29 protein-coding genes are annotated in these 22,829 nt (G+C 49.4%); 1 reads left to right on the top strand and 28 read right to left on the bottom strand.

The genetic code is table 11. The features are described from left to right. The first annotated feature begins 32 nt into the window (after positions 1-32). Positions 33-1,100 carry a hypothetical protein gene (locus tag GPK83_RS01635; RefSeq protein WP_215703838.1) on the top strand — a complete coding sequence of 356 codons (1,068 nt, stop codon included), beginning with the start codon at positions 33-35 and terminating at the stop codon, positions 1,098-1,100. A 43-nt stretch (positions 1,101-1,143) separates the two neighbouring features. Here GPK83_RS01635 and GPK83_RS01630 read toward each other — a convergent pair whose 3' ends face one another. From GPK83_RS01630 to GPK83_RS01495, 28 genes are all read right to left on the bottom strand, one after another. Then, positions 1,144-1,734, bottom strand: a complete 591-nt coding sequence (locus GPK83_RS01630; RefSeq protein ID WP_215703837.1) for a vacuolar family H+-ATPase subunit H — start codon at positions 1,732-1,734, stop codon at positions 1,144-1,146. Positions 1,735-1,755: 21 nt separating this feature from the next. Continuing rightward, positions 1,756-2,253, bottom strand: a complete 498-nt coding sequence (coaD, locus tag GPK83_RS01625; protein ID WP_015554446.1) for a pantetheine-phosphate adenylyltransferase — start codon at positions 2,251-2,253, stop codon at positions 1,756-1,758. A 114-nt stretch (positions 2,254-2,367) separates the two neighbouring features. Next, the gene (gene rsmD / locus GPK83_RS01620; protein WP_215703836.1) at positions 2,368-2,928 is read right to left on the bottom strand and encodes a 16S rRNA (guanine(966)-N(2))-methyltransferase RsmD; all 561 of its coding nucleotides are present in this window, start codon (positions 2,926-2,928) and stop codon (positions 2,368-2,370) included. Between the two features lie 246 nt (positions 2,929-3,174). Continuing rightward, a complete protein-coding gene (locus GPK83_RS01615; RefSeq protein WP_117469559.1) occupies positions 3,175-3,387 on the bottom strand; it encodes an alpha/beta-type small acid-soluble spore protein in 213 nt (70 codons plus the stop codon). A 196-nt stretch (positions 3,388-3,583) separates the two neighbouring features. Next, complete coding sequence (gene pgeF, locus GPK83_RS01610; protein WP_215703835.1) at positions 3,584-4,450, bottom strand: peptidoglycan editing factor PgeF; 867 nt, start codon at positions 4,448-4,450, stop codon at positions 3,584-3,586. Between the two features lie 51 nt (positions 4,451-4,501). Continuing rightward, positions 4,502-4,849 carry a YraN family protein gene (locus GPK83_RS01605; protein WP_345941750.1) on the bottom strand — a complete coding sequence of 116 codons (348 nt, stop codon included), beginning with the start codon at positions 4,847-4,849 and terminating at the stop codon, positions 4,502-4,504. A 102-nt stretch (positions 4,850-4,951) separates the two neighbouring features. Further along, positions 4,952-5,596 (bottom strand): ribonuclease HII, encoded by a 645-nt coding sequence (locus tag GPK83_RS01600; protein WP_117469556.1) that lies wholly within the window; start codon positions 5,594-5,596, stop codon positions 4,952-4,954. 137 nt (positions 5,597-5,733) lie between these two features. Continuing rightward, positions 5,734-6,597: a ribosome biogenesis GTPase YlqF gene (gene ylqF, locus GPK83_RS01595; protein ID WP_015554342.1), complete on the bottom strand. Its 864-nt coding sequence runs from the start codon at positions 6,595-6,597 to the stop codon at positions 5,734-5,736. 24 nt (positions 6,598-6,621) lie between these two features. After that, a complete protein-coding gene (lepB, locus tag GPK83_RS01590) occupies positions 6,622-7,167 on the bottom strand; it encodes a signal peptidase I (protein ID WP_015554341.1) in 546 nt (181 codons plus the stop codon). Positions 7,168-7,545: 378 nt separating this feature from the next. After that, positions 7,546-7,893, bottom strand: coding sequence for a 50S ribosomal protein L19 (gene rplS / locus GPK83_RS01585; protein ID WP_015554340.1), 348 nt, complete (start codon positions 7,891-7,893; stop codon positions 7,546-7,548). Between the two features lie 390 nt (positions 7,894-8,283). After that, the gene (trmD, locus tag GPK83_RS01580; RefSeq protein WP_215703834.1) at positions 8,284-9,090 is read right to left on the bottom strand and encodes a tRNA (guanosine(37)-N1)-methyltransferase TrmD; all 807 of its coding nucleotides are present in this window, start codon (positions 9,088-9,090) and stop codon (positions 8,284-8,286) included. Between the two features lie 10 nt (positions 9,091-9,100). Continuing rightward, positions 9,101-9,616: a ribosome maturation factor RimM gene (gene rimM, locus GPK83_RS01575; protein ID WP_015554338.1), complete on the bottom strand. Its 516-nt coding sequence runs from the start codon at positions 9,614-9,616 to the stop codon at positions 9,101-9,103. Between the two features lie 65 nt (positions 9,617-9,681). Continuing rightward, positions 9,682-9,909 (bottom strand): KH domain-containing protein, encoded by a 228-nt coding sequence (locus tag GPK83_RS01570; RefSeq protein ID WP_015554337.1) that lies wholly within the window; start codon positions 9,907-9,909, stop codon positions 9,682-9,684. 14 nt (positions 9,910-9,923) lie between these two features. Continuing rightward, positions 9,924-10,166 carry a 30S ribosomal protein S16 gene (gene rpsP / locus GPK83_RS01565; protein WP_015554336.1) on the bottom strand — a complete coding sequence of 81 codons (243 nt, stop codon included), beginning with the start codon at positions 10,164-10,166 and terminating at the stop codon, positions 9,924-9,926. A 79-nt stretch (positions 10,167-10,245) separates the two neighbouring features. Then, complete coding sequence (gene ffh / locus GPK83_RS01560) at positions 10,246-11,610, bottom strand: signal recognition particle protein (protein WP_215703833.1); 1,365 nt, start codon at positions 11,608-11,610, stop codon at positions 10,246-10,248. 18 nt (positions 11,611-11,628) lie between these two features. After that, complete coding sequence (gene ylxM / locus GPK83_RS01555; RefSeq protein ID WP_015554334.1) at positions 11,629-11,970, bottom strand: YlxM family DNA-binding protein; 342 nt, start codon at positions 11,968-11,970, stop codon at positions 11,629-11,631. A 221-nt stretch (positions 11,971-12,191) separates the two neighbouring features. Then, a complete protein-coding gene (locus tag GPK83_RS01550; RefSeq protein WP_015554333.1) occupies positions 12,192-12,611 on the bottom strand; it encodes a hypothetical protein in 420 nt (139 codons plus the stop codon). A 270-nt stretch (positions 12,612-12,881) separates the two neighbouring features. Then, on the bottom strand, positions 12,882-13,850 hold the full coding sequence (locus GPK83_RS01545; RefSeq protein WP_215703832.1) for a serine hydrolase: 969 nt from the start codon (positions 13,848-13,850) through the stop codon (positions 12,882-12,884). Next, positions 13,850-14,245 (bottom strand): methylglyoxal synthase, encoded by a 396-nt coding sequence (locus GPK83_RS01540; RefSeq protein ID WP_015554331.1) that lies wholly within the window; start codon positions 14,243-14,245, stop codon positions 13,850-13,852. The genes GPK83_RS01545 and GPK83_RS01540 overlap by 1 nt, the downstream gene beginning before the upstream one ends. An 11-nt stretch (positions 14,246-14,256) precedes the next feature. Further along, on the bottom strand, positions 14,257-15,387 hold the full coding sequence (locus GPK83_RS01535) for an FtsW/RodA/SpoVE family cell cycle protein (RefSeq protein WP_117469550.1): 1,131 nt from the start codon (positions 15,385-15,387) through the stop codon (positions 14,257-14,259). A gap of 3 nt (positions 15,388-15,390) precedes the next feature. Continuing rightward, positions 15,391-15,675, bottom strand: a complete 285-nt coding sequence (minE, locus tag GPK83_RS01530; RefSeq protein WP_015554329.1) for a cell division topological specificity factor MinE — start codon at positions 15,673-15,675, stop codon at positions 15,391-15,393. Then, a complete protein-coding gene (minD, locus tag GPK83_RS01525; protein WP_015554328.1) occupies positions 15,676-16,467 on the bottom strand; it encodes a septum site-determining protein MinD in 792 nt (263 codons plus the stop codon). A gap of 213 nt (positions 16,468-16,680) precedes the next feature. Continuing rightward, a complete protein-coding gene (locus tag GPK83_RS01520; protein WP_015554327.1) occupies positions 16,681-17,346 on the bottom strand; it encodes a septum site-determining protein MinC in 666 nt (221 codons plus the stop codon). Positions 17,347-17,460: 114 nt separating this feature from the next. After that, a complete protein-coding gene (locus GPK83_RS01515; RefSeq protein WP_215703831.1) occupies positions 17,461-20,340 on the bottom strand; it encodes a penicillin-binding transpeptidase domain-containing protein in 2,880 nt (959 codons plus the stop codon). Beyond that, complete coding sequence (mreD, locus tag GPK83_RS01510) at positions 20,333-20,863, bottom strand: rod shape-determining protein MreD (protein WP_021904363.1); 531 nt, start codon at positions 20,861-20,863, stop codon at positions 20,333-20,335. Before mreD ends, GPK83_RS01515 begins: the two co-directional genes overlap by 8 nt. Next, entirely contained in the window at positions 20,856-21,701 is an 846-nt protein-coding gene (gene mreC / locus GPK83_RS01505; RefSeq protein ID WP_015554325.1) for a rod shape-determining protein MreC, read from the bottom strand. The genes mreD and mreC overlap by 8 nt, the downstream gene beginning before the upstream one ends. After that, positions 21,698-22,405, bottom strand: a complete 708-nt coding sequence (gene radC, locus GPK83_RS01500) for a DNA repair protein RadC (protein ID WP_117469546.1) — start codon at positions 22,403-22,405, stop codon at positions 21,698-21,700. Before radC ends, mreC begins: the two co-directional genes overlap by 4 nt. A 59-nt stretch (positions 22,406-22,464) precedes the next feature. Then, on the bottom strand, positions 22,465-22,716 hold the full coding sequence (locus tag GPK83_RS01495; RefSeq protein ID WP_015554323.1) for a DUF4321 domain-containing protein: 252 nt from the start codon (positions 22,714-22,716) through the stop codon (positions 22,465-22,467). Between the last annotated feature and the right edge of the window lie 113 nt (positions 22,717-22,829).

Here is a 22,829-nt window from a genome sequence, read left to right as displayed (position 1 = left end):
ACCTGATCAAAATATCCTTATTAGGAGTATTTATGACAAAGACATCGATCCTGGCTCTTTTCTCCCTGCTTTTTATGATCTTTCATGCGGACCTTGTGACAAAAGGTGCAGCTGCAGGACTTCTTTTGTGGTATTCTGCAGTGGTACCGGCGCTGTTTCCATTTATGGTTCTGTCATCCGTCCTCTCTGCCTCCGGTGGGATCTCCCGGCTCATGCAGCCGTTTACGGTGGTTTTCCGTTTCTGCGGGCTGTCTGCAGACGGATGGTATGTCCTCCTCACAGGGCTCCTCTGCGGCTGTCCTATGGGGGCAAAAACGTGTGCGGACTTTCTCGCGGAAGGGCGGCTCAGCTCCAGCGAGGCAAAGTTTCTCTTCGCCCTCTGTAATCACCCGAGTCCGATGTTTCTCGCAGGTTTCGTTTATCCCATGTTTGCCGCTCAGTTACCGCTTTTGTGCTTTGTCTTTGCCATTTACATGCCGCTCCTGCTGCTCGCTATCCCGGCACACTTCATTTATCACGCTCCTTTTAGTCCTGAATCCATCCCGGAAAATTCCGGTATTTCCCAACAACATCCAACTCTGAATTCCGCCAATGCGTTTTCTTCAAAGCACACACGATCAGATAAATCGTCCAGTTCTGCACTTTCCCTGGATGCCGCGATCCTGAATTCCGCAGAGATTCTTGTAAAGATCGGCGGCTACCTGATCTTTTATTCCATTTTGATCCTTGTGATCCGGAATACTCCTGAGATTCCAGCCCCAGCCCGTCTGTTTTTTTCTGGCGCAATGGAGATCACAACGGGGATCCGTACTGTCAGTGATTCTCTTACATATCCATATTCCGCTATCGCAGCTGCTGCCATATTCTCTTTCGGTGGCTTTTCCGCCATGTCGCAGACAAATGCAGTGATCCGGATACACCGATCCTCATCTGGATCCGCCTTCAGGACGGTCTCCTGCGGTGGTCGGCAGAATTCTGTGCACGAAAAAACTGCCGGACTCTCCATCCGGCAGTATCTTCTCTGGAAAATTGCCCACGCCTCCCTGACAGCTGCCGTCATGGCAGTCCTCACGGATGTCCTGCGTTTTTCCATATTTTAAATTCGTTTTGTTTCCATCTGCGATTCTGTACAGACTGACTGCATTAAGCGTTCTTATCCTCGGTCTCCGGCGTAGCGTCTTCCTCTTTCTCTGTGATGATTCCGGAGGAAAGTTCCTTTCTGTTGGAGGAAACGATATCGTAGCTGGACTTCATGGAGTTCATGAACGCATCGAAACGACCCTGGGCGCCTTCCATTGTGTGGTTCATAATTGTCTGAAGGCTCTTTAACATATCATCTGTGTACTGGATAGATCCCTGACGGACATTGTTCGCGTCAGCGACTGCTTTGTCAACGATGGCCTGAGCCTGGGCCTGAGCCTGCTCGATGATCTCATTTGCCTGAGCGTAAGCTCTCTGCATGATCTCGTGCTCGTTTACAAGCTCGTTTGTCTGGGCCGTTGCCTCTGCGAGCATTGCGTCTGCCTTGCTGTGGGCATCAGAGAGGATCGCATCCTGGTTGCTGATGATCTTCTGATACTGCTTGATCTCATCCGGGATTCTTAAGCGAAGCTCCACTAAAAGCTCGTCCAGCTCCTCTTTGTTTACGATGATCTTTGTTGTAGATAACGGCTGAAATTTACAGCTGTCGATATATTCCTCAATTTCATTGATTAACTGTTCAATTCTGCTCATGTCGTTTCCTTTTCCTTTCCCTTACACCTGACTGCCTTGTCTCTCACGCAGTCTCTTATGTACTTCATCCGCCACATAAGGTGTTACAAAATTCGAAATATCCCCGCCGTAAGCCGCAACTTCCTTTACGGTACTGGAACTTAAGTACGCATACTCAAGGCTCGTGGTCAGAAATACTGTGTCTATGCTGGTATCCATCACGCGGTTTAACTGGGCGATCTGGAGTTCATATTCGAAGTCAGTGATCGCGCGGAGTCCACGGACAACGGCGTTGGCGTTGCATTCCTTTGCAAAGTCAACGGTAAGTCCCGCAAAGCTCTTTACCTCCACGTTCGGAATGTCTTTTGTGACCTCTTCTAACATCTTAACACGTTCTTCCACAGAAAACAATGGCGTTTTCGCGCGATTATTGAGAACGCCGATGATCAGATGATCGAATAATTTTGATGCCCTCTTGATAACATCGATATGTCCCAGTGTGACCGGGTCAAAACTTCCCGGATAGATTGCTGTCTTCATGATTTTTGTCTATGCCGCAGGCTGCTGCGGTTTATCTCCTCATTTTATGTGTTTTTTCTGGCTTTGTTCTGGTAATTTCCAGCCTGTGATCTGTCATTCGTACTGGTCGCTTCATCACACTTCCTTAATCTTAAGGAAAACATGTTTATTCGTCTTATATTCTTTGATCTTCACGATCTCATACCCGAGTGCACCAGCCCAGGAAAAATCCACGTCAAGAGCTTCCTCAGCGATGATCAGCGTCTCTTCGTCCGCGAGACAGGTGTCCTTTAATGCCTCAAGGACTTTTTTCGGAAGATCCATCCGGTACGGTGGATCCATAAAGATAAAGTCAAACGACTTTCCATCCCGGTCAAGTCTCCGAACTGCCTCTGTCACATCCACAGACATGACCCTGGCCTTTTCTTCCAGGTAGGTTGTCTTTAAATTCTCCCGGATGCAGGAAATCTGTCCGTCACCCTTATCGACAAAGACCGCTTCCTTCGCCCCGCGGCTTAATGCCTCGATTCCAATCGCGCCGCTTCCCGCGAAAAGATCCAGGAATCTTGCCCCGTAAAGGTCATTCTGAAGCATATTGAACAGGGTCTCTTTTATCCGGTCCGTGGTGGGTCTTGTCTCCATTCCATCCACCGTCTTTAAAAGCAGCCGTCTCGCGCTGCCTGCAATCACTCTCATATTTCAACCTCTGAATATTGCAATTATTCGTAACTGTTCAGCAGGTCTGCGCACTTGCTGCGCTGACCGCAAGAAAGCATACCCATTATAATCGCATTTTTTCTATTATACAAGTATTTTTTGCTGTAACATACTCAGTTACTGTCTGCGCAAGGCGTGAACCGTGACACGGAAAAAGCCCTCACAGGGCAGATGGAACTGATGAGGTCCCGTCTTTCCTGCGAAGGCTTTCCGGATGCTCAGGCTTTATTTACCTGCCATCTTCTTTTCCTGCTCTTCGATCATCTTCTTGACCATATAGCCGCCGACGCTGCCGTTCTGGTAAGAAGTCAGATTGCCGTTGTAGCCGTTTGTGAGCGGTACTCCGAGCTCATCTGCGATCTCCATTTTGAATTTGTCCATCGCTTCCTTTGCTTCCGGAACTACTACACGGTTAGAAGAACTGCTTGTGTTAGACATAAGATACGCCTCCTTTTAGTGTAATGCCTTTTACTGCTTTCGCATCGGGCATGTTTGATGGTACGTTCCTAGTATGATCGTCCTGAAAAATAATACACTGGAAGGTTTTGTGTGAAATGTCGTTTTCTTGCAATTCAACCACTTCGTGCTGTCTGTCGGCTCTGCCTGCAATTCAATATCAGCGGCTTCGAGACCTTTATTTCTCTTTAAGCGCAAGAAACGCGCAGAGATTCCCTCGCTTCTCCCCCATCGCCCTGTGGGAAAACAGCTTATCCGGATTGCACTTCGTGCAGATATCTGTGACGGAAATATTCTTTGACGGCACTCCGGCTTCCATCAGGATCCGGCGATTTGCCTCCCAGAGATCCAGCTGACGCTTCCCGATCACGCCGCTCTTAGACGGGAAGACAATGTGTTCACAATCCTCTTTCGAAAATGCATCACGGAAGTTGTCCGCCACATCTTCCCCGACCTCATAACAGTCGCTGCAGATACTCGGTCCCACGCAGCAGATCAGGTCTTCCGGGACAGTTCCGTATTCCTGCTTCATCGCATGTATCATCTTTTCTCCCATGCGGTTCACGGTTCCTCGCCAGCCGGAATGTGCGAGACCGATGGCATGGTGTTTCGGATCTACAAAATATAACGGGACACAGTCCGCAAAAAATGTCACAAGCGTCACGCCCGGCATGTTCGTCAAAAGTCCGTCGATATCCCGGTAGTCCCGGTCCTTCACAACGCCTTTTCCGAGATCATCCGCGGAGACGACTCGGATATTTGTCGTGTGGGTCTGCCAGGTTAAGACCATTTTTTCCCGGTCTACACCGAGAGCCGCCGCCATCCTGCTGTAATTCTCCAGCACATGTTCCCGGTTATCACCGCGGGTAAAGGAAAAATTCATGGTCGAATACCAGCCCTCGCTGACACCGCCCATTCTCGTGGAGAACGCGTGAGTAACGATTCCCGTGGCATCAAGTACCGGAAATGTCAGATATGTGACACCGCTCTTTGTCACTTCTCTCATATGATCCGCCGCATCTGTTTTTCTGATCCACTGATTCATAAATTTTCCCCTTTCCGAGATATCTCATGCAAAAAACATAAGACTATTTCATTAAAAAGCGTTTCTGATATATGTGATCTCTTCCCCATCGATCCCCGCCGCATCAAACCGGCACGGAGTCTCCTCCGGAAATTGATGGGAAAACAGATAATACACCGCTGCATTCCGGATCCGCATGGCCTTCCTGTGGTCGATGGCTTCCAGTGAAAAACCAGCCGAGCCGCTGGCGCGGAATTTCACCTCGATAAACACGAAATATTTTCCATCCTTCGCGATAATATCGATCTCGCCCTGCTTGCAGCGGTAATTCCTCTCCAGGATCATAAATCCGTTCTGTTTTAAAAAGGCAGCGATCTTTTCTTCATAGATGCTGCCTGTTGCCCGATTATTCTTTGTCACGCTCATCCCCCGATTTATGACAATGCAGTCATACAGCTCATCTCCTGCAGCCGCATAAACATTTTTATTCTCTCTTTACACCTGATCCTCGAGCCTGCCAATTTATACGAATTTGGTAATAAACGTCCGTCTGTGGATCGGTGTCGGACCAAACTCCTTGAGCGCCGTGATATGCGCCGGAGTTCCGTATCCTTTATGCTTCGCGAAACCATACTCCGGATAATCTTTATCGTACTCCTCCATCATATGGTCCCTGGTCACCTTTGCGAGGATGCTGGCTGCCGCGATAGAAACGCTCTTCGCGTCGCCCTTGATGATCGGCACCTGGGGAATCGCAACGCCCGGGATCGTCACCGCGTCGTTTAAGAGGACCTGCGGCACCGGATCGAGCTTCGAGATGGCCTGTCGCATCGCCTCGTAGGTTGCCTGCAAGATGTTGATCTCATCAATCCGCTCCGGACCCACGATCCCCACCGACCAGGCGATGGCTTTCTCCTTGATCTCCAGGAATAGTTCCTCCCGTCGGCTCTCAGAGAGCTTCTTTGAGTCATTCAGATAAAGGATCTGGCAATCCTTCGGCAGAATCGCCGCACCGGCTGCTACAGGACCCGCAAGAGGTCCACGACCTGCCTCATCGATTCCACAGATGAATGCGCAGTCCTCATACTGTCTCTCGAATTCCCGCATAAGAGAGAGACGTTCCAGTTCCTTCTCAAGTTTTTCTCCCGTCAGCACCCGTCTTGCCATATTCTGCCCAGCTCCTTATCCTCACATAATTTCTCTGCCTGCATGCGCAGCTTCTCCCCTTTCATTTCATCAAAACAGTCATCATCTGAATATTTCCGGGAAATATCTGCACACCTCTGCATTTTCAGAGTTTTATATTATTCCGCTTCTTCTTTCTTTTCCGGCATCTCCAGCGTAATCCTTCCAAGCTTTCCACCCCGGAATTCATCGAGCAGCAGTCTCGCAGCCTTCGTGAGATCATTCACCCCGCCTTTCGTCAGGCATGCGCGGGCTGCCGCGATCTCATCGAGAAGCTCATACGGCTTCTTTCCGTCCTCCTCGATTCCATAGCGCTCCTTTAAGAGTCCCGGAGTGATATTCCTAAGATAGTCCGCAAGCTCGGATGCCAGCTCATCTTTTTCCAGGATCTCATCGTTGATGGAACCTAAAAATGCCAGTAAAAGTCCCACTCTCTGGTCCTCAAATTTCGGCCATAAGATCCCTGGGGTGTCAAGAAGCTCCACCTGCTTGTTTAAGCGGATCCACTGGTTTCCTTTTGTGACGCCAGGCTTATTTCCGGTCTTCGCAGCCGCCTTTCCGGCAAAGCTGTTGATGAAGGTGGATTTTCCCACGTTCGGGATCCCCACCACCATGGCGCGCACCGGGCGGTTTAAGATTCCGCGTCTTCTGTCGCGCTCGATCTTCTCCTTACATGCCTCCTGGATCAGGGCATTCAATTGCTTTAAGGTTGCCTTCGCCCTCGCGTCGATCTTCATGACCTGGAAACCCTGACTCTCAAAGTAAGTGATCCACGCCGCGTTTGCCTTCTCAGAAGCGAGATCTGCCTTGTTTAAAAGGATCACACGGCCTTTTCCAGCTGCGAGACTGTCAATATCCGGGTTGCGGCTGGCTAACGGCGCGCGCGCGTCCACGAGCTCGATCACGAGGTCTACAAGCTTCACGTCCTCTTTCATGGCGCGTTTCGCCTTTGTCATATGGCCTGGATACCACTGTATATTCATAGTAATTGTCTCCGTCCTTTCCTGCTACCGGACGAAACCAAGTCTGGAAAATGGCTGAAACCGCAGCCAGACGCGTCCGATGAGATTTTCCCGTTTTATATTTCCAATGCCGGAAAACCGGCTGTCTTCACTTGATTCCCGGTTGTCTCCCAGGAGAAAATATTCATCCTCCCCAAGCTCCACCGGATATTCGGCTGCCCCGGCGATCGTGGCCTCACCAAGACCGTCCTGCGCCTTTAAGAGTTCCCCATTGATATAGATGGACCCGTTTTTGATCTGGACCGTTTCCCCCGGAAGTCCGATGATCCGCTTGATTCCAGGCTGCTGCCCTTCCCGCTCAAACACAACGACATCAAGCCGGTTCGGTTTCCCGATATCGTAGGACAGGCGGTTCATCAATACCACATCTCCGGATTCCAGCACGGGCTTCATGGAACTTCCATTCATCTCAATCCTGCTTCCAAAACAAAACACAAGATAACACGCAAGGGCAACCATGACTGCGCAGTCGACCGCCCATTCCGTGAGCCGGTGAAGCCTGTTCGATTCCTTTTCCTCAAAAAATTCCATGGCGAGGCCCCCTCTCTGAAAGGCAATTGTTCCATGACTAAGTCACTCCCACAATTGCCGCCAAAATTCGTAATCCGGGCTATCGCCCTGCTTACTTATATCGGCTTGGCTGTCAAATGTCTGCCCATCCTTGCGCGCAAGTACGCAGTCTGGTCATCCGCTTAACAACACTTTCATATAAAAAGAATGTGCCTTGGCACATTCTCGCGCCTCGCGCGGTCGCTTGCGACAATCTACATCTTCGCGCGAGTGCGCATCCTTGGCACGTTAGTGTCTTTTAATGTAACAGGGAATTCCTCGGAATTTCCTGTTACATTAAAAACAAAGGGACAATTTTCATTGCCCCTTTGATCTACTGACTCTCTGTACAGTTATGAATTATTTTACTAATTCTTTAACCTTTGCTGCCTTACCTACTCTTGTTCTTAAGTAGTAAAGTTTCGCACGACGAACTTTACCTCTTCTAACAACCTCAACGTTCTCAACAGACGGGGAATGAAGCGGCCATGTCTTCTCAACGCCGATACCGTTGGAGTTCTTTCTTACTGTGAAAGTCTCTCTAACGCCGCCGTTCTGTCTCTTGATAACTGTACCCTCGAAAACCTGGATTCTCTCACGGTTTCCCTCTTTGATCTTAGCGGATACTCTTACAGTGTCACCTACGTTGAAGCTCGGTACAGACTCTTTTAACTGTGCAGCTTCGATATTCTTGATAATGTCGTTCATTGATATGAACCTCCTTAAAGTATTCGATGTTCTTACCCGCATCATCTTTTCCTGCGGCAGCGGACCATCTCTTATGATTTAAGCCTCCGTATCGACAGGACTTCCCCGTCTTTCGGATACCACAGTTTTGTATTTTACCATACCGTCAGCCAAAATGCAAGCGGTTTTCTCAAAAATCGCACAATATTTGTTACAGTTCAGCCATGCGCTGGTTTGAATGAGAAAGTGTGTTGCAAGCTTGCTTGCATAAGCACTTTTTCATCCAAATCAGCATATGGTGGAACCACCAAGCTTCTTGTTTTCATGAATATGAAAACAAGAAGATGTAATGGCTGAACTGTAACCAATATTTGTGGAGCGAAAGTCTCATTTTTCCAGCTGCTGCACGGATCAGGCGGTCTCTTCCCCGTCATGTGCCGCCGATGCTTTCTCTTTATTTTTGACCTTCTGGGCGTTCTCCAATTCCTGCTGTCTCAACAGTTCGTCGAGAAACTTCTGCTCCTTCTTCGACAGGACCGCATCCTCAAGAAGCTCCGGCCGGTTCTTTAACGTTCGGATAATGGACTGTTCCCTGCGCCACTTCTCCACATTCGCGTGGTGGCCGGAAAGCAGGATATCCGGCACCTTTTTGCCCATGAATACTTCCGGACGGGTATACTGGGGATACTCCAGAAGATTATCATGGAACGTCTCAAACTCCGCAGATACGTTATTGTTCAGCACTCCCGGCACAAGCCTTGAGATGCAGTCGATCATCATCATCGCCGGCAGTTCACCGCCCGTAAGGACATAATCTCCCGCGGAGAGATAATCTGTAGCGATCATCTCGAGGACACGCTCATCCACGCCCTCATAATGTCCGCAGAGGAACACCAGATCTTCCTCCTTCGCGAGATCTTCCGCGATACTCTGGTTGAAGGTCTGACCCTGGGGTGTCATATAGATCACACGTGGTTTCTTTCCGATTTTCTCCACAAGGGCCTCGTAAGCGCGGTAAATCGGCTCTGCCTGCATGACCATCCCGGCTCCTCCTCCGTATGGATAATCATCCACCTTGCCGTGGCGCTCCAGCGTATAATCACGGATGTTCACTGCCTCAAATGATACGATTCCCTTTGCAGCCGCGCGGCCGAGAATACTCGTCTCCAGACCGTTCATGATCATTTCCGGGAACAGGGTAAGTACATGAAAGTTCATCGCAGCCTCCCTACAGATCGAGAAGTCCCGGGAGAACATGAACAAGCATTTCTTCCTTGTCGAGATCCACGTCCAGGATGCAGTCGCGGATCGCCGGGAGAAGAAGCTCTTTTCCCTCCGGTGTCTTCACGCAGTACACATCATTCGCTCCGGTCTCCATGACATCCGTCAAAGTTCCAAGTGTCTCTCCCTCGTCTGTGACAACGTTAAGTCCGATGAGGTCTGTGATAAAGAACTCATCCTCCTCCAGCGGGATCGCCTGATCTCTTGTAATAAGAAGATCCTTCTGACGCCAGCCTTCCACCTCGTTCATGGTGTCCACGCCATCAAATTTCAGGATGACCATATTTTTAAAGAATTTCACCTGACGAATCTTTAACTCCCGTGTCTCTCCTCTTCCGAGATCCAGAATCACTTTATCTAATTTTTTAAAGCGCATCACGTCATCGGTGGTCGGATAGACCTTCACCTCGCCGCGCACGCCGTGCGGGGAGGTAATGACGCCTACGCGAAGATATTTTTCCATATTGTCTCCTTAATGACAGAAAGGGGACTGCAGCCGGGAAAAATCCTGTCCACAGTCCCTCACGATTACTGAATTTCAACAATCACTTTCTTATCCATCTTGGAAGAAGCTGCCTTCACAACGGAGCGGATGGCTTTCGCGATCCTTCCCTGCTTTCCGATCACCTTTCCCATATCGGTCGGGGCAACCTTAAGCTCAATGACGATCTCTTCTTCTTTTTCAGATTCCGTAACAACGACTTCATCTGGATTATCAACCAGCGCTTTGGCGATAACTTCTACCAATTCCTTCATTGAATCCACCTCGATTACTGGATACCGGCTGCCTTTAAGAGCTTAGCAACAGTCTCAGTCGGCTGAGCGCCTGTTCCTAACCACTTCTTAGCTGCTTCCTCGTCGAATTTGATGGTGCTCGGCTCTGTGTTCGGATCGTAGTATCCAACCTCTTCGATGAAGCGACCGTCTCTCGGGGAACGGGAATCTGCAACGATAATTCTATAGAAAGGAGCCTTCTTCTGACCCATTCTTCTTAATCTCATCTTAACTGCCATGACAATTTCACCTCCTTGGTTTTTTCGTTTATCAGCCATGCGGGAATCGCATTTGCCTTCTTATCATAAATTGCGGTATTTAGAAAGGTAATTTCATCTTTCCAAGCATCCCGCCCAGTCCGCCAAGCCCTTTCCGCTTGCCGCCTCCCATCATTCCGGGAAGCTGCTTCATAAGCTTTTTCGACTGTTCAAACTGTTTGACGATCCGGTTTACCTCGGCAATATCTACGCCGGCTCCCTTTGCGATCCTCTGCTTTCGCGACGGATTTAAGAGGGACGGATTCGCCCGCTCCTCCTTCGTCATGGAGAGAATGATCGCCTCCACTTTATCCATGGATCTCTCGTCTATTTCAACATTTCCCTTCATCTGAGACATTCCCGGCATCATGTTTAAGATGCTGCTCATGCCGCCCATCTTTTTGATCTGGCGCATCTGATCCAGGAAATCGTTAAAATCAAATTCTGCTTTGCGAAGTTTCTGGCTCATTTCTTTCGCCTTCTCTTCGCTTACCTCAAACTCGGCTTTCTCGATCAGGGAAAGGATATCACCCATTCCAAGGATTCTCGAAGCCATACGGTCCGGATAAAACTGTTCCAGATCGGAGAGCTTCTCGCCCATACCGACGTAGAGGATCGGTTTTCCCGTTACGGCACGGATCGATAACGCCGCACCGCCTCGCGTATCACCATCAAGCTTTGTTAAGATCACGCCATCGACACCGATCTTATCATTGAAGCTTCCGGCTACATTTACTGCATCCTGACCGGTCATCGCATCGACAACGAGGATCGTCTGGTCGACTTCAACGGCTTCCTTGATATTGACGAGCTCATCCATCATGGACTCGTCGATCTGAAGACGTCCCGCCGTATCGAGGAATACAAGATTCATGCCTTCTTTTCTGGCATGTTCCACAGCGGCTTTCGCGATATTCACCGGATTCTGGTTATCACCCATCGTGAAGACCGGAACTCCGACTTTCTCACCGTTTACCTGTAACTGCTTGATCGCAGCAGGACGGTAAACGTCGCAGGCCGCAAGGAGCGGCTTTCTGCCCTTCGCCTTAAACTTTCCGGCAAGCTTTGCCGTAGTCGTTGTCTTACCTGCACCCTGAAGTCCGATCATCATGATCACGGTGATCTCATTCTGAGGCTTTAAGGCAATCTCTGTGGTCTCGGAACCCATAAGCTTTACGAGTTCCTCGTTTACAATTTTTATTACCATCTGTCCCGGAGTCAGGCTCTCTAAGACATCCTGTCCGATTGCACGCTCCTGTACAGAACTGATAAACTGTTTAACAACTTTAAAACTTACATCGGCTTCCAGGAGAGCCATCTTGACTTCCTTCAGGGCAGCTTTTACATCTGCCTCTGTCAGTCTTCCTTTGCCTCTTAAGTTTTTAAAGACATTCTGTAATTTATCGGCTAAACTTTCAAATGCCATGAAAACTCTCCCTCTGACTTACAGCTTCCCGATCTCTTCGGAAATCGCTTCGATCCTGTCGATCAGGGATCGGTCGCCGTCCTTTTTATATTGGCCAGCCAGTTCCTTAATCTCTTCTACCATTTTCTTTGTCTGGTTGAATTTCTCGACAAGCTTCAGTTTTTCCTCGTATCCGGAAAGAATCTTGTCACAGCGCTTCACCAAGTCATGCACGCCCTGTCTGCTGATTCCCTGTTCTTCGGCGATCTCGCTGAGGGACATGTCATTAAATACCACATCTTCATATACACGCCGCTGGTGCTCCGTTAAGAGCTCTCCATAGAAATCATACAGAAGACCCTGTGCTACAATTTTTTCCATATCAGGTCACCTGCGATATCATACTATAAACGAGGATGGTTGTCAAGTGTTTTTGCTTGACGTTTTATTTATTTTTAATTTTTCTTTTCAGACACCTGGCAATATATGTCCTCTGATCTGGAAATATCCCGTTAAACCGGGCTTTTCATTTTTCCATAAAACATAAACACCCGCCGTCAGGCAGGTGTTTATGTACTCTTATATAGGAAGGAGCGATTATTTTATAAAGCTACCAGTACCATATCTTTTGCAGATTCCGGAAGTTCTTCACCATCCATGGATACGCTTAATACAAAGTTTACATGGTATTTTGCACTGATCTGATCCAGTTCTGCGAGAGTTGCAGTGATATCTTCTCCCTCAAGACCAGCGAGCTTCAAGAAACTGTCGAGATACATAGCCTCGAGGTCGTGATCCTGGGAAATAATTCCGCAGATGAAACCGATAAAGCCTTCAGCCGTACTTACAGAGAACTCCGCTACGTTGATTAAGCGGATCTTATTGTTAAGCTCGTACATATGTTTCGAGCTCTTATCAAGGTAAACGATTGAACCTTTTGCCTCTTTCACAGCTGTGTTAGCCATATCAAGTAAATATTTAGTTTTTCCTTTTCCCTTCCGTCCTGCGATGATCTGAACCATAATGCACTCCTCCTTGGATTTTATATATTTTGTATAAAAAATCTCTTGTTTGTAAATTTATTATAGACTATTTGCTGAAAATTTGCAACCATTATTTCTAAATTTCGAAATAATTTCATACAAAAGCAGAATGTACTTCCAACACCTGCAGAATCTGCCGTCGACAGTTCTTTACGGATGCCGGGAGCAAAAAACAGGACACGAAAGCCTCCGAATCCCCCGAAAACTTTCATATCCTGTTCATTCACGCTTTTTTCTTCCTGTTTTCCGCTATCGGTCGATCTTCTCAATGATCGTCGACATATCCGAATAGAGGGCATCGCGGCTGTCCGCGTGCATTACAACGGATGCGTACTCTTTTCCGTCCGCGTCCCTCTCCCCCATGATCAGACAATACCCCGCTGCCTGCGTGGTTCCGGTCTTTCCTCCGAATACAGAGAGTCCATCCGGCATTTCCCTCTTTCCGAGCATGTAGTAATTGCTGACACTCCAGGACGCGGTCTTATCCGATCCATCTGCCCCTTTATAGGACGCAGTGTACGTTTTTGTCCCGATAATATCCCGGAACTTCTCATACTTTAACGCCTCATGGAACATCAAATAGAGATCATAGGCGGTCATATAGTGATCCGCATTCGTCAGACCGTTGGCATTCGCAAAATGCGTCCCTGTTGCACCGATCTGTACAGCCTCTTCATTCATCATCTTCACAAAGCCCTCGATGGATCCGCCCATGTGGACCGCGATAGCATTCGCCGCGTCGTTTCCAGATGGGATCAGAAGGCCGTAAAGAAGCTGCTCCAGTGTCAGCTTGTCTCCGGGAACGACTCCCGCCATGGAGGAACCGCTCTCCGTGATCACCGACTCCTGGGGAACCGTCACCACATCATCAAGATTCCCATATTTTAAAGCAATAAGTGCCGTCATGACCTTTGTCGTGCTGGCAGGGTTTCTCCGTTCAAAGACATCCTGTGCGAAAACAGCATTTCCGCCGTCTAACGGAAACACTCCGGCAGACTCCGCTGTGAGCGTCTCATCCACGCTCGTTTCATCTGTCACCACTGCCAGGTCTGCCGCAAATCCATCCGCCGTCCTTCCGCTTCCGGAGGCGGCAAACGTCCCAATCCTCTGATCCAGGGCGTAGGAGCTTCCTGCACCTGCGGACTTCGCGCAGCCAGACGCGCCAAGAAGCAGGCAGAGTCCCACGATTCCCGGGATCCATCTTATCTTCTTTCCCATTACTTATACATCTCGCGCCATTCCAGATCGCCGCGGTCCAAGGCCTTGACCAGAAGTTCCGCCGTAGCGAGGTTTGTCGCTAACGGGACATTGTGGATATCGCAGAGTCTCACAGCCTTGTTGACATCCGGCTCATGGGACTTCGGGGACAGCGGATCTCTTAAGAAAATCACGAGATCCATATCGTTGTTCTCGATCTGTGCTCCCATCTGCTGCTCTCCGCCAAGATGCCCCGGCAGAAATTTATGGATATTTAAGTTTGTGACTTCCTCGATGAGTTTGCCGGTGGTTCCGGTCGCATAGAGGTTATGTTTACTTAAGATTCCCTTGTACGCAATACAGAAGTTCTGCATCAGTTTCTTTTTGGAATCATGAGCGATCAGTCCAACATTCATAACAATACCTCCTAGAATTCTAGTTTATTTTGCTGCAGTCCGACGTTTAAGAGAACGCCGATGCCGATATAAAGACTTACCAGCGAACTTACACCATAACTGATAAACGGAAGCGGAAGCCCGGTGTTCGGGAAAATTCCGGTGGCAACCGCAATGTTTGTAAATGCCTGGAATCCAACGAGAGCAGCTATTCCCGTACAGAGAAGCTTTCCAGTCAGGTCTCTCGTTCTCCCTGCCATTCGCAGACATTCAAATACAAAGAGAAGATACAGGACCAGCACAAGCATGCAGCCCACAAAGCCCATCTCCTCGCCGATCACGGCGAAAATAAAATCAGTGTGTTCCTCCGATAAGAAATTTCCGTTCTTTACGGAAATGGCCGTTTCATTGAGCAGGCCCTTTCCATACAGCATTCCCGATCCGATGGCCATCTTTGAGTTATCCTGCTGGACATTCAGGTCCGCGTATTTTCCAGGATTGACGAAGGCAAGGATTCGGTTTACCTGGTATCCTGTCAGAAACGGCACAGCGCCCCGCTCGGCGAGAAATACCGTGAGGGCCAGCCCCGGGATCACGACGGCGGCAGCGCCGACGATCCATTTGTAGCTGAGTCCCGCGACAAAGATCAGGCATACGATGATAAACATGATAACGATACTCGTGGACAGATCCGGCTGCTTCATAATTAAAAGCAGCGGAACAGCAGCAAATGCTCCGACGATGATCAACGTGCGGAGATTATTGATCTTCTCCTGATTTCGCTGCAGAAACCAGGAGAAGAAAATGATCAGACCGATCTTAACAAATTCCGACGGCTGGAAACGTCCGATAACAGGAAGCGTGATCCAGCGTCTCGCACCGGTTCCGGCTCCTCCGAACTGTCCCGCAACGATGATCGCGAGAAGGATCGCCACACATCCAAGGTAGATCACGCCGGTGCAGCGCATCAGTTTGTGGTAATCAGTCAGAGCCAGGAAGAGCATGATCACCAGTCCGCCGAAAAGGCCGATCAACTGGCGGTTGATATAGCTTCTGTCTCCGTTTACCGCGCTGTTGATCACGAGAAGCCCGATGGCGTTTAATGCCAGGGCATAGAACAGCAGGCGGAAATTGAAGTTTTTAAAATTGTATTCTGAAAACATGTATTAAAATGTCCCCTTAACTAGCAGTTCACGAACCGGGATGCTGGCGTACAGGACAGGGAGCTTCTCTCCCACCCTTTTGTGGTCCATATGGATCACCTTGACCTCCAGCTGCTCCGGATCGATCATCATATATCTTGATATGACTTTTATCATGTCGTTTTTTAACATCTCGAGGATCTCCGGCGTACATCCGGCCCGGTCTGCGATCAGCAGAAATTCAAGCCGTTTTTTTGCTATGTTTCCGGAATTTCTTCCTGTCAGGATATGGAACAGCCTCTTCTTCATTTATGCCCGTTTTAAGAGACCGCTAAACATATGGAAGAATCCTTTATTTTTCTCAAGCCCCATAAGCGGCACCTCCTGACCAAGTATCCGCTTACAGATATTAAGATAAGCCTGTCCGGCAAAGGAATTCATTCCCACCAGAGGTTCCCCCTGGTTCGTGGAGATCACGATCTCCTCATCGTCCGGGATCGCGCCGAGGATTGGGATTCCGAGAATATCCGTCACGTCCTCCATTGACATCATATCCCCGCGCCGGACCATATCCATCCGGATCCGGTTTACGATGAGATCCATCTTTGAGATCTCCTCTGCTTCCAGAAGACCGATGATCCGGTCAGCGTCACGGATTGCTGACACCTCGGGAGTCGTCACCACAAAGGCACGGTCCGCTCCGGCGATGGCATTCTTAAATCCCTGCTCGATTCCAGCAGGGCAGTCTAACAGTACATAATCAAACTCTTCTCTCAGGTCATCCACCAGCTTTCGCATCTGGCCGGGAGTCACGGAAGACTTGTCCCTGGTCTGGGCGGACGGAAGTAAAAACAGGTTTGGATATCTTTTGTCTTTTATCAGTGCCTGCTTCAGACGGCAGTTTCCCTCCACGACGTCCACAAGGTTGTAGACGATGCGGTTCTCCAGTCCCATCACCACGTCGAGGTTTCTCAGACCGATATCTGTATCGATCAGAATTACTTTTTCCCCAAGCATGGCAAGTCCTGTACCGACATTCGCTGAGGTCGTCGTCTTGCCAACACCCCCTTTTCCGGATGTAACAACAATGACTTCACTCATAAGAATATCCTCCTGTATTCAGTTGTAATGTACCGCAGCGGTTCTATTATCTGAGAATGGCGCTGCCTGGACATAAATCCACAAAATATATTTTACATGAAAAAAGCAAAAAATTCCAGTAAAAAATAGAGTTTATAAAAAATTTACAGTTAAAGGTTGTCAAGCAACTAAACGGACTGCGTGCCTGCACGCAAGGACGGTTAGGCATTTGGCTTAAATAAAATTCAGTGCGCTCAGAAAGCTCTTCTTGATCGGCTCCTCTACAACTTTCCCGTTTTCAGACAGGATCATCATCGGCCCCCGTCCCAGGTGACGTCCGTTCCCGGCTTTTTTCAGGGAAAGTCCAGCGATCCGCACAGACATCGGTGCCATCTCGAAGGCGACGATCACCGCGTCCTCATTCCCGCAGACACCTGCGTAAGCCGCTCCGCGGAGCGCCCCTAAGACGACAATATTTCCTTTCGCGCTGACCTTCGCTCCCTTTTCCACGTCACCGATCACGACGATACTGGCTTCCGATTCCAGTTCATCCCCGTCGCGGAGATTTCCCTTATAAAACTGGCCTGTTAGGGAGGACAGCTCCATAAGTCTCTCATTTAACGCCTGCTCACACTTTCTCGTCCGGTTCCCGTCCGTGTCGAGAAGGCAAAGCACCTCAATATCAGAGTTTTCCGTAATAGTCTGAACGACGCGGTACTCCTCCTCCGGTGTCAGATCCCGTCCTTCCAGTGTCAGTGTCATCTGGGCAGCTCCCCAGAATTTCGCCGTCGCCTTGAACTTCTTTGCGATTGCCTGAAGAACCTCCTCAAAATCCAGGTCTTTCTCCAGATAGACCGTCATTCCCGCTTTATTTCCCTTGATTACGACAGCATCTTTCATCTTGAAATCCCCCTTTATGTAACTTCGGCAGGTAAACCAGACCGCCGGTCCGTCAACGCCTTACAGCCCGGCAGATTCGCCGGGCTGCAGCTTTTTGTTTGTGCAGTGCGTGGATTAGTCTCCGATCTCTACGTTCGAAGAGTTCAACGCACTGTTATTCAGAATGTAATTCAGGTCTGTATATCCGTAGTAGAAACGATATATATTTTTCGCGGCCGTCGCCGCGTTGGATGACGAATATCCATAGGGAATATTTACCGTCACCGCGATTTCGGGATTCTGGTACGGTGCAAAGGAAACGAAGAACGCATGGTTGATGCGGTGTCCGTTTTTGATTTCCTCGGCGGTACCTGTCTTACCGGCGATATCCACCTCGAGATCGCTGAAGATCTTTCTCGCGGAACCGTCGGAGATAACCCGGCGCATACCGGTGTGGACCGCGTTCCATGTGGAATCCTTCACATCGATGACAGAGCGGACCTCCGGAGTGAAATCTTCTAAGAGATTTCCCTGGGAATCTGTCATCTTATCGAGAAGACTCAGTTTGAAGACTGTTCCCTTGTTGGCCACAGCCGTGATATATCTGGAAAGCTGGACGTTAGAGTAAGAGTTCTTACCCTGTCCGATGGAGGACGCCTCCGGCTTCTCCGTTGTCATCTGCGGCTCTCTCTCAGCGATCTCGATTCCAGATGTCTCATCCAGACCGAACAGCGACGCGTATTTCCGGATCTTCTCGATACCGAGCTCCGGTGAATAGTTGCCGTTCTCGTCCATGGAGAGACGGTGTCCCATCTCGGAGAAGAACACGTTGCAGGAGTTCTGGATACCGTGGACCACATCGAGAGGTCCATGCTGTCCCGGATAGATCCAACATCTCAACGCCGGTGAGATCTCCTTATAGATGCCGGTACAGTTCACCGTGTCGTTTAATCCGATGACTCCCTCCTCCAAAGCCGCTACCGCGATGATCGGTTTGAAGGTGGAACCCGGCGCTTTCTGTGCCTGAGTGGCATTGTTGAAGAGTGGCAGGGACTGGTCATTATTTAACTTATTGTAATACTCCGCATCCACAGTGCCGGAGAACTTGTTATTGTCGTAGCTCGGATATGTCACCAACGCCCGCACCTCACCGGTATGGACGTCCGTGATTACCGCGCTGGCGGAACACGGGTCCAGAGCCAGCTGAGCCGGTGTGATCTCGATATCGGAGATCTTCTTTCTGATAAACTGGAACGCGTACTCGTCTCCGCCCGCCTCCAGCATCCGGACTTCATTCTCGTCGTATGCCAGGATATTCTGGTCATAGAGGGCGAGGCAGAGTTCCTTTCCGGATACGGTGCCGTTGTTTACGAGATACCGGAAGATCTTCTTTGTGAAGGCCGCATCGTTCTGCAGGTCATCCAGCACATAATCCACGATGGTCCGGTAAATGCTGTCCGCGTCGGAATATCTGGACTCGATCTTTAACTTTGTCGTGTCGATCCAGCTCTCAGCGATTCCATCGTACAGGTAATCCCTGAGGCTGATGGAATCGTCTTTCCATGCCTTGTAGGTGTCGGACTCCTGGTCGATCTTATCCGTCTTGATGATCTGACGTTCGGAAAGCAGCGTGTAGATATACTGCATATAGGCAAACATATCTTCCGGCAGGTCCACCATCTTTCTTGCGGATCCGTCCGTGAGCTCGCTCCTGATCTGAGCCAGGATCTGCTCTCTCGACTGACTGTATTTCGCGTAAATATTTTTCTCTGTCTGGGATGCCTCCGGCGCGGAGAACGCAGAAAGATCCAGAACATTGTTGTTGATCAGCTGATAGTAAACATCCTTCACCGGAATCGGGATATTCGCCGCTTTCTTGTAATCGTTGTCATCCAGGTCACGGTTTACAAGCTTGTCCGTGATGATACCGGCGAGCTGCTGTTCCAGAATATGGTACACACCGATCTGAAGATCACGGTCCAACGTCAGGTAGATGTCATGTCCGGCCTCCGGCTCCGTCCTCTTAACAACCTCCAGGATCCGTCCCATACTGTCCACATACATGGTCTGGGAACCTTTCTTGCCCTGAAGTTCCGTCTCCATGGACGCTTCAATTCCGGTCTTACCCACAAGGTCTGTCAGCTCGTAATCCGGGTTCGTCTCCCGCAGTTTTTCGAGCTCATCATCCCAGACTTTTCCGATATAGCCGATGATCGGCGCAAAATATACACTATCATTGTATACACGGATCGTGGATTCCTCGATTTCTGCACCCTTTAAGTTTCCGGAGTTTTCCAGGATATCCGTCATGGTCTCCTTGCTGACATCGGAGGCGATCGTCGTGGACTCATATTTCCGGTATGCAGTGAGTCTCATCGTGTAGCGGATGTTGATGATCCCGAGAGCTTCCTCGTCGGTGAACTCGATAGGCGCTCCGTTGTCATCCTTCAGCTGGTCAAGGCCGTAGTACTTCACCCTGTCGTCAAAGACTTCCCTCGCCGTCACATCGGAAGGATATTTTCCTTCCGCGTCATCCAGCTCGTCCGTCTTTTTTAATCCGTAGTAATCGCTCAGGAAACGTCTTCTTGCCGTCTCACTGGTTGTCGTGAAGATCATCTCGCCGGAGGAATCATATCCAATGGAAAAATCACCTTCCACGCTCTCGCCATGGCGGTTCAAAATCCGGACAAGCTCTAAAAGCATCCGGTTTCTGTCATTGGATCTCTTGTAATCTCCGTTATCCTGAAGCGTCACATTGTACGACAGTTTATTATATGCAAGAACATTCCCGTTTCTGTCATAAATATTTCCACGGGTACCGGTAAGACTGATCTTTTTCTCCGTCTTTGCCATATAGTTTTCCTGGAACTGCTCTCCCTCAATGATCTGCAGCTTGAACAGGCGCATGCCCAGGATCGCATAAAGGCCCACAAATACCACCGACAGGATCACAAGTCTTGACGACAGCAGCTTTTTCAAAAACTCTTTCAGGATCTCAGAAAAATCGTTAAACAATCGTTGTGTCTCTCCTTTTTTCCATCTCTTCCAGTTTGCGGCTGATATACAGGAACAGCCGGTACAGGATCAGTGTTGTCACAACGGTGAAGATCGTCTCCGGCAGGATAATATTGATAAAATAATAACCGAAATTCAATCTTCCCCGCACCAGAAAGCCGAATACATAAAGATAGAAATTATAAAATACTTCGTTCAGCGCCGAAAGCACCAGCGGCAGCGTAATATAGTCCTCATAATAGTATTTTGTACAGATTCCGTTTACATAGCCCATCCAGATAAAGACAAGCGTATGGAACCCCAAAGGACCTCCGGATGACAGATCCATCAAAAGTCCTACGATCAGACCGTAGCCCATCCCCCATGCGCTTCCCCTGATAAATCCAAAGGAGAACACCAGGATCACCATGAGGTTTGGGTATACCGCCAGGAACGGCAGCAGCGGAAAAATACATGTCTGCACGATAAATGCCAGAATCACCAGAACAAAGTTTACGATGATCCGTTTCATATTGCTATTCATTGATCTCCGGCCCCGCATCCTTTAAGTCTGTGATCACCAGGACCTCCTGAAGTCTGTCGAACCTCGCGGCAGGAATCAGGTATCCCGATTTTGTCAGGTTGTCATTGTAGTCTACCGTGATGTCCGTGGCATATCCCACTAGGATTCCCGGCAGGAACTTTCCGCTGATATTAGAGGTGACGATCATGTCGCCGTCCTTGATATCATCGTCCTTTTCCATGTAAGAAAGCTTTAAGCGGCCCTCTTTAAAGAGCTGCAGATCACCTGCCACGATGCAGGAGTCCCCGGACTGCTGTGCCATGGCACTCACACGGCTGGAATCATCAATGATGGAGCGGACCGTGGCGTAGTTCGCGCCCACGTCTGTGACGATGCCAACAAGACCGCCGCCTGCGATGACATTCATGTCCTCCTTGATTCCGTCATCAGACCCTTTGTCGATGCGAAATACGGAAAACCAGGAGCCGGAGTCCTTTGCGATGATCCGGGCACCGATCTTATGGTACTGCATGTACTCCTGATCCAGCTCGTAGAGGCTTCTTAAACGCTCTAACTCAAACTGTTCGGAGCGGAGTCTCGTGTTCTCTTCCGTCAGTTCATCCACTCTCGTCTTTAAGGTCTCATTCTCCGCCAGTGCCGTCTTAAGCTTTCCGACACTGCTCAGTTCATTGTAGAGGCCGCCGCCAACCCGGTTCACGCCGGACTGGATCGGCACCAGCACATAGCCTACCGCGGTTCTCAGCGGGTTTAAGATGCTTCCCTTGATGGTCGTGATTCCGATCATGCAGACGCAGAGAAGCGACAGTCCAAATAGAAAATATTTCGTATTGTTTTTCATGTTTCAAAAATTCCCCGTTCTCTAAGGCTCACATAGGAATTATCTCCGATAATGATATGGTCTAAAAGCGGGACTCCCATAAGACTCCCTGCTTCCCGGACCCGTTCTGTGAAGAGGCAGTCTTCCCGGCTGGGTGCCGGGTCCCCGCTGGGATGGTTGTGGAGCAGGATGATCCCGCAGGCCCTGAAGCGCAGCGCCTCGATATAGATCTCCCGCGGTGTCGCGCAGGATGCGTTCACCGTTCCCCTGGAGACTGTGATGTCCCTCAACAGAATATTTTTCGTGTTCAGGAGCAGAAGCTTTAAGTTCTCCTGCTCTAAATGGCGCATTTCCTCCATATAAAAAGCCGCCACTTTCGACGGTGCGTCAAAGACGATGGTCTTCTCCGATGCCGCCGCCTTCCAGATTCTGGCGGAGAGTTCTCCGATACAGGCAAGCTGGATCGCCTTCACCTCACCGACACCGCGGATCTCCTTATAGTCTTCCACTGTTCCATGGAGAAGTCCTGCGAGTCCCGGCGGATTTCCGGCATTTAAGATCTCCTCCGCCATGTCCCGCACCGGGATATTTTTCGTCCCGGAGCGCAGGATCACGGAGAGAAGTTCCGCGTCCGAGAGGGATACCGGACCTTTCTCCAGCACCTTCTCATAGGGGCGTTCTGAGATCGGAAGCCCCTTCATTGTCTTTCCATTTTTCTTTTCCATACTGACATTCCGCCTTTCCTGTCTCTCCAAGTACACGATACGGCAGATGTCCCCTTTTTCTACAGAAAATGGTAAATTAAAATTGCAATGATCACGCCGATGATGCTCGCCATCGTGATCCGGATGCTGAGTCCGAACGTGATCACGAGGATCCCGAGGTTAAGGATCAGTGGATCGTTAAGACCAAAGGATTCTCCAAAATTCAACCAGGAAAGTCCCGGCACCTTCGCTGTCATCTCCCCGATAAAGCCTCCCAAAACGATTCCGGAAAGCAGAAGGAGAAGCAGCGCCCAGGAACTTTTACTCTTCATACTGTTTCATTCCTCTCGATCGCTGGAACTGCGCATGATCGTCAGTCCCGGCGGCTGTTTGTTTCGCCTATGCAGGAAATTTTAGCATATTTCACGCCCAAAAACAATGAGTT

It is taken from the genome of Clostridium sp. MCC328, assembly GCF_018785465.1.
GTDB lineage: Bacteria > Bacillota > Clostridia > Lachnospirales > Lachnospiraceae > Pilosibacter > Pilosibacter fragilis.
The sequence above is the reverse complement of the archived record's forward strand: the minus strand, read 5'-3'. Positions and strand labels throughout refer to the sequence as shown.

Coding starts and splice junctions, on each gene's coding strand:
- GPK83_RS01635 (WP_215703838.1), top strand. CDS start 33: ATGACAAAGACATCGATCCTGGCTCTTTTCTCCCTGCTTTTTATGATC.
- GPK83_RS01630 (WP_215703837.1), bottom strand. CDS start 1,734: ATGAGCAGAATTGAACAGTTAATCAATGAAATTGAGGAATATATCGAC.
- coaD (WP_015554446.1), bottom strand. CDS start 2,253: ATGAAGACAGCAATCTATCCGGGAAGTTTTGACCCGGTCACACTGGGA.
- rsmD (WP_215703836.1), bottom strand. CDS start 2,928: ATGAGAGTGATTGCAGGCAGCGCGAGACGGCTGCTTTTAAAGACGGTG.
- GPK83_RS01615 (WP_117469559.1), bottom strand. CDS start 3,387: ATGTCTAACACAAGCAGTTCTTCTAACCGTGTAGTAGTTCCGGAAGCA.
- pgeF (WP_215703835.1), bottom strand. CDS start 4,450: ATGAATCAGTGGATCAGAAAAACAGATGCGGCGGATCATATGAGAGAA.
- GPK83_RS01600 (WP_117469556.1), bottom strand. CDS start 5,596: ATGGCAAGACGGGTGCTGACGGGAGAAAAACTTGAGAAGGAACTGGAA.
- ylqF (WP_015554342.1), bottom strand. CDS start 6,597: ATGAATATACAGTGGTATCCAGGCCATATGACAAAGGCGAAACGCGCC.
- lepB (WP_015554341.1), bottom strand. CDS start 7,167: ATGGAATTTTTTGAGGAAAAGGAATCGAACAGGCTTCACCGGCTCACG.
- rplS (WP_015554340.1), bottom strand. CDS start 7,893: ATGAACGACATTATCAAGAATATCGAAGCTGCACAGTTAAAAGAGTCT.
- trmD (WP_215703834.1), bottom strand. CDS start 9,090: ATGAACTTTCATGTACTTACCCTGTTCCCGGAAATGATCATGAACGGT.
- rimM (WP_015554338.1), bottom strand. CDS start 9,616: ATGGAAAAATATCTTCGCGTAGGCGTCATTACCTCCCCGCACGGCGTG.
- GPK83_RS01570 (WP_015554337.1), bottom strand. CDS start 9,909: ATGAAGGAATTGGTAGAAGTTATCGCCAAAGCGCTGGTTGATAATCCA.
- rpsP (WP_015554336.1), bottom strand. CDS start 10,166: ATGGCAGTTAAGATGAGATTAAGAAGAATGGGTCAGAAGAAGGCTCCT.
- ffh (WP_215703833.1), bottom strand. CDS start 11,610: ATGGCATTTGAAAGTTTAGCCGATAAATTACAGAATGTCTTTAAAAAC.
- ylxM (WP_015554334.1), bottom strand. CDS start 11,970: ATGGAAAAAATTGTAGCACAGGGTCTTCTGTATGATTTCTATGGAGAG.
- GPK83_RS01550 (WP_015554333.1), bottom strand. CDS start 12,611: ATGGTTCAGATCATCGCAGGACGGAAGGGAAAAGGAAAAACTAAATAT.
- GPK83_RS01545 (WP_215703832.1), bottom strand. CDS start 13,850: ATGGGAAAGAAGATAAGATGGATCCCGGGAATCGTGGGACTCTGCCTG.
- GPK83_RS01540 (WP_015554331.1), bottom strand. CDS start 14,245: ATGAATGTTGGACTGATCGCTCATGATTCCAAAAAGAAACTGATGCAG.
- GPK83_RS01535 (WP_117469550.1), bottom strand. CDS start 15,387: ATGTTTTCAGAATACAATTTTAAAAACTTCAATTTCCGCCTGCTGTTC.
- minE (WP_015554329.1), bottom strand. CDS start 15,675: ATGAAGAAGAGGCTGTTCCATATCCTGACAGGAAGAAATTCCGGAAAC.
- minD (WP_015554328.1), bottom strand. CDS start 16,467: ATGAGTGAAGTCATTGTTGTTACATCCGGAAAAGGGGGTGTTGGCAAG.
- GPK83_RS01520 (WP_015554327.1), bottom strand. CDS start 17,346: ATGAAAGATGCTGTCGTAATCAAGGGAAATAAAGCGGGAATGACGGTC.
- mreD (WP_021904363.1), bottom strand. CDS start 20,863: ATGAATAGCAATATGAAACGGATCATCGTAAACTTTGTTCTGGTGATT.
- mreC (WP_015554325.1), bottom strand. CDS start 21,701: ATGAAAAACAATACGAAATATTTTCTATTTGGACTGTCGCTTCTCTGC.
- radC (WP_117469546.1), bottom strand. CDS start 22,405: ATGGAAAAGAAAAATGGAAAGACAATGAAGGGGCTTCCGATCTCAGAA.
- GPK83_RS01495 (WP_015554323.1), bottom strand. CDS start 22,716: ATGAAGAGTAAAAGTTCCTGGGCGCTGCTTCTCCTTCTGCTTTCCGGA.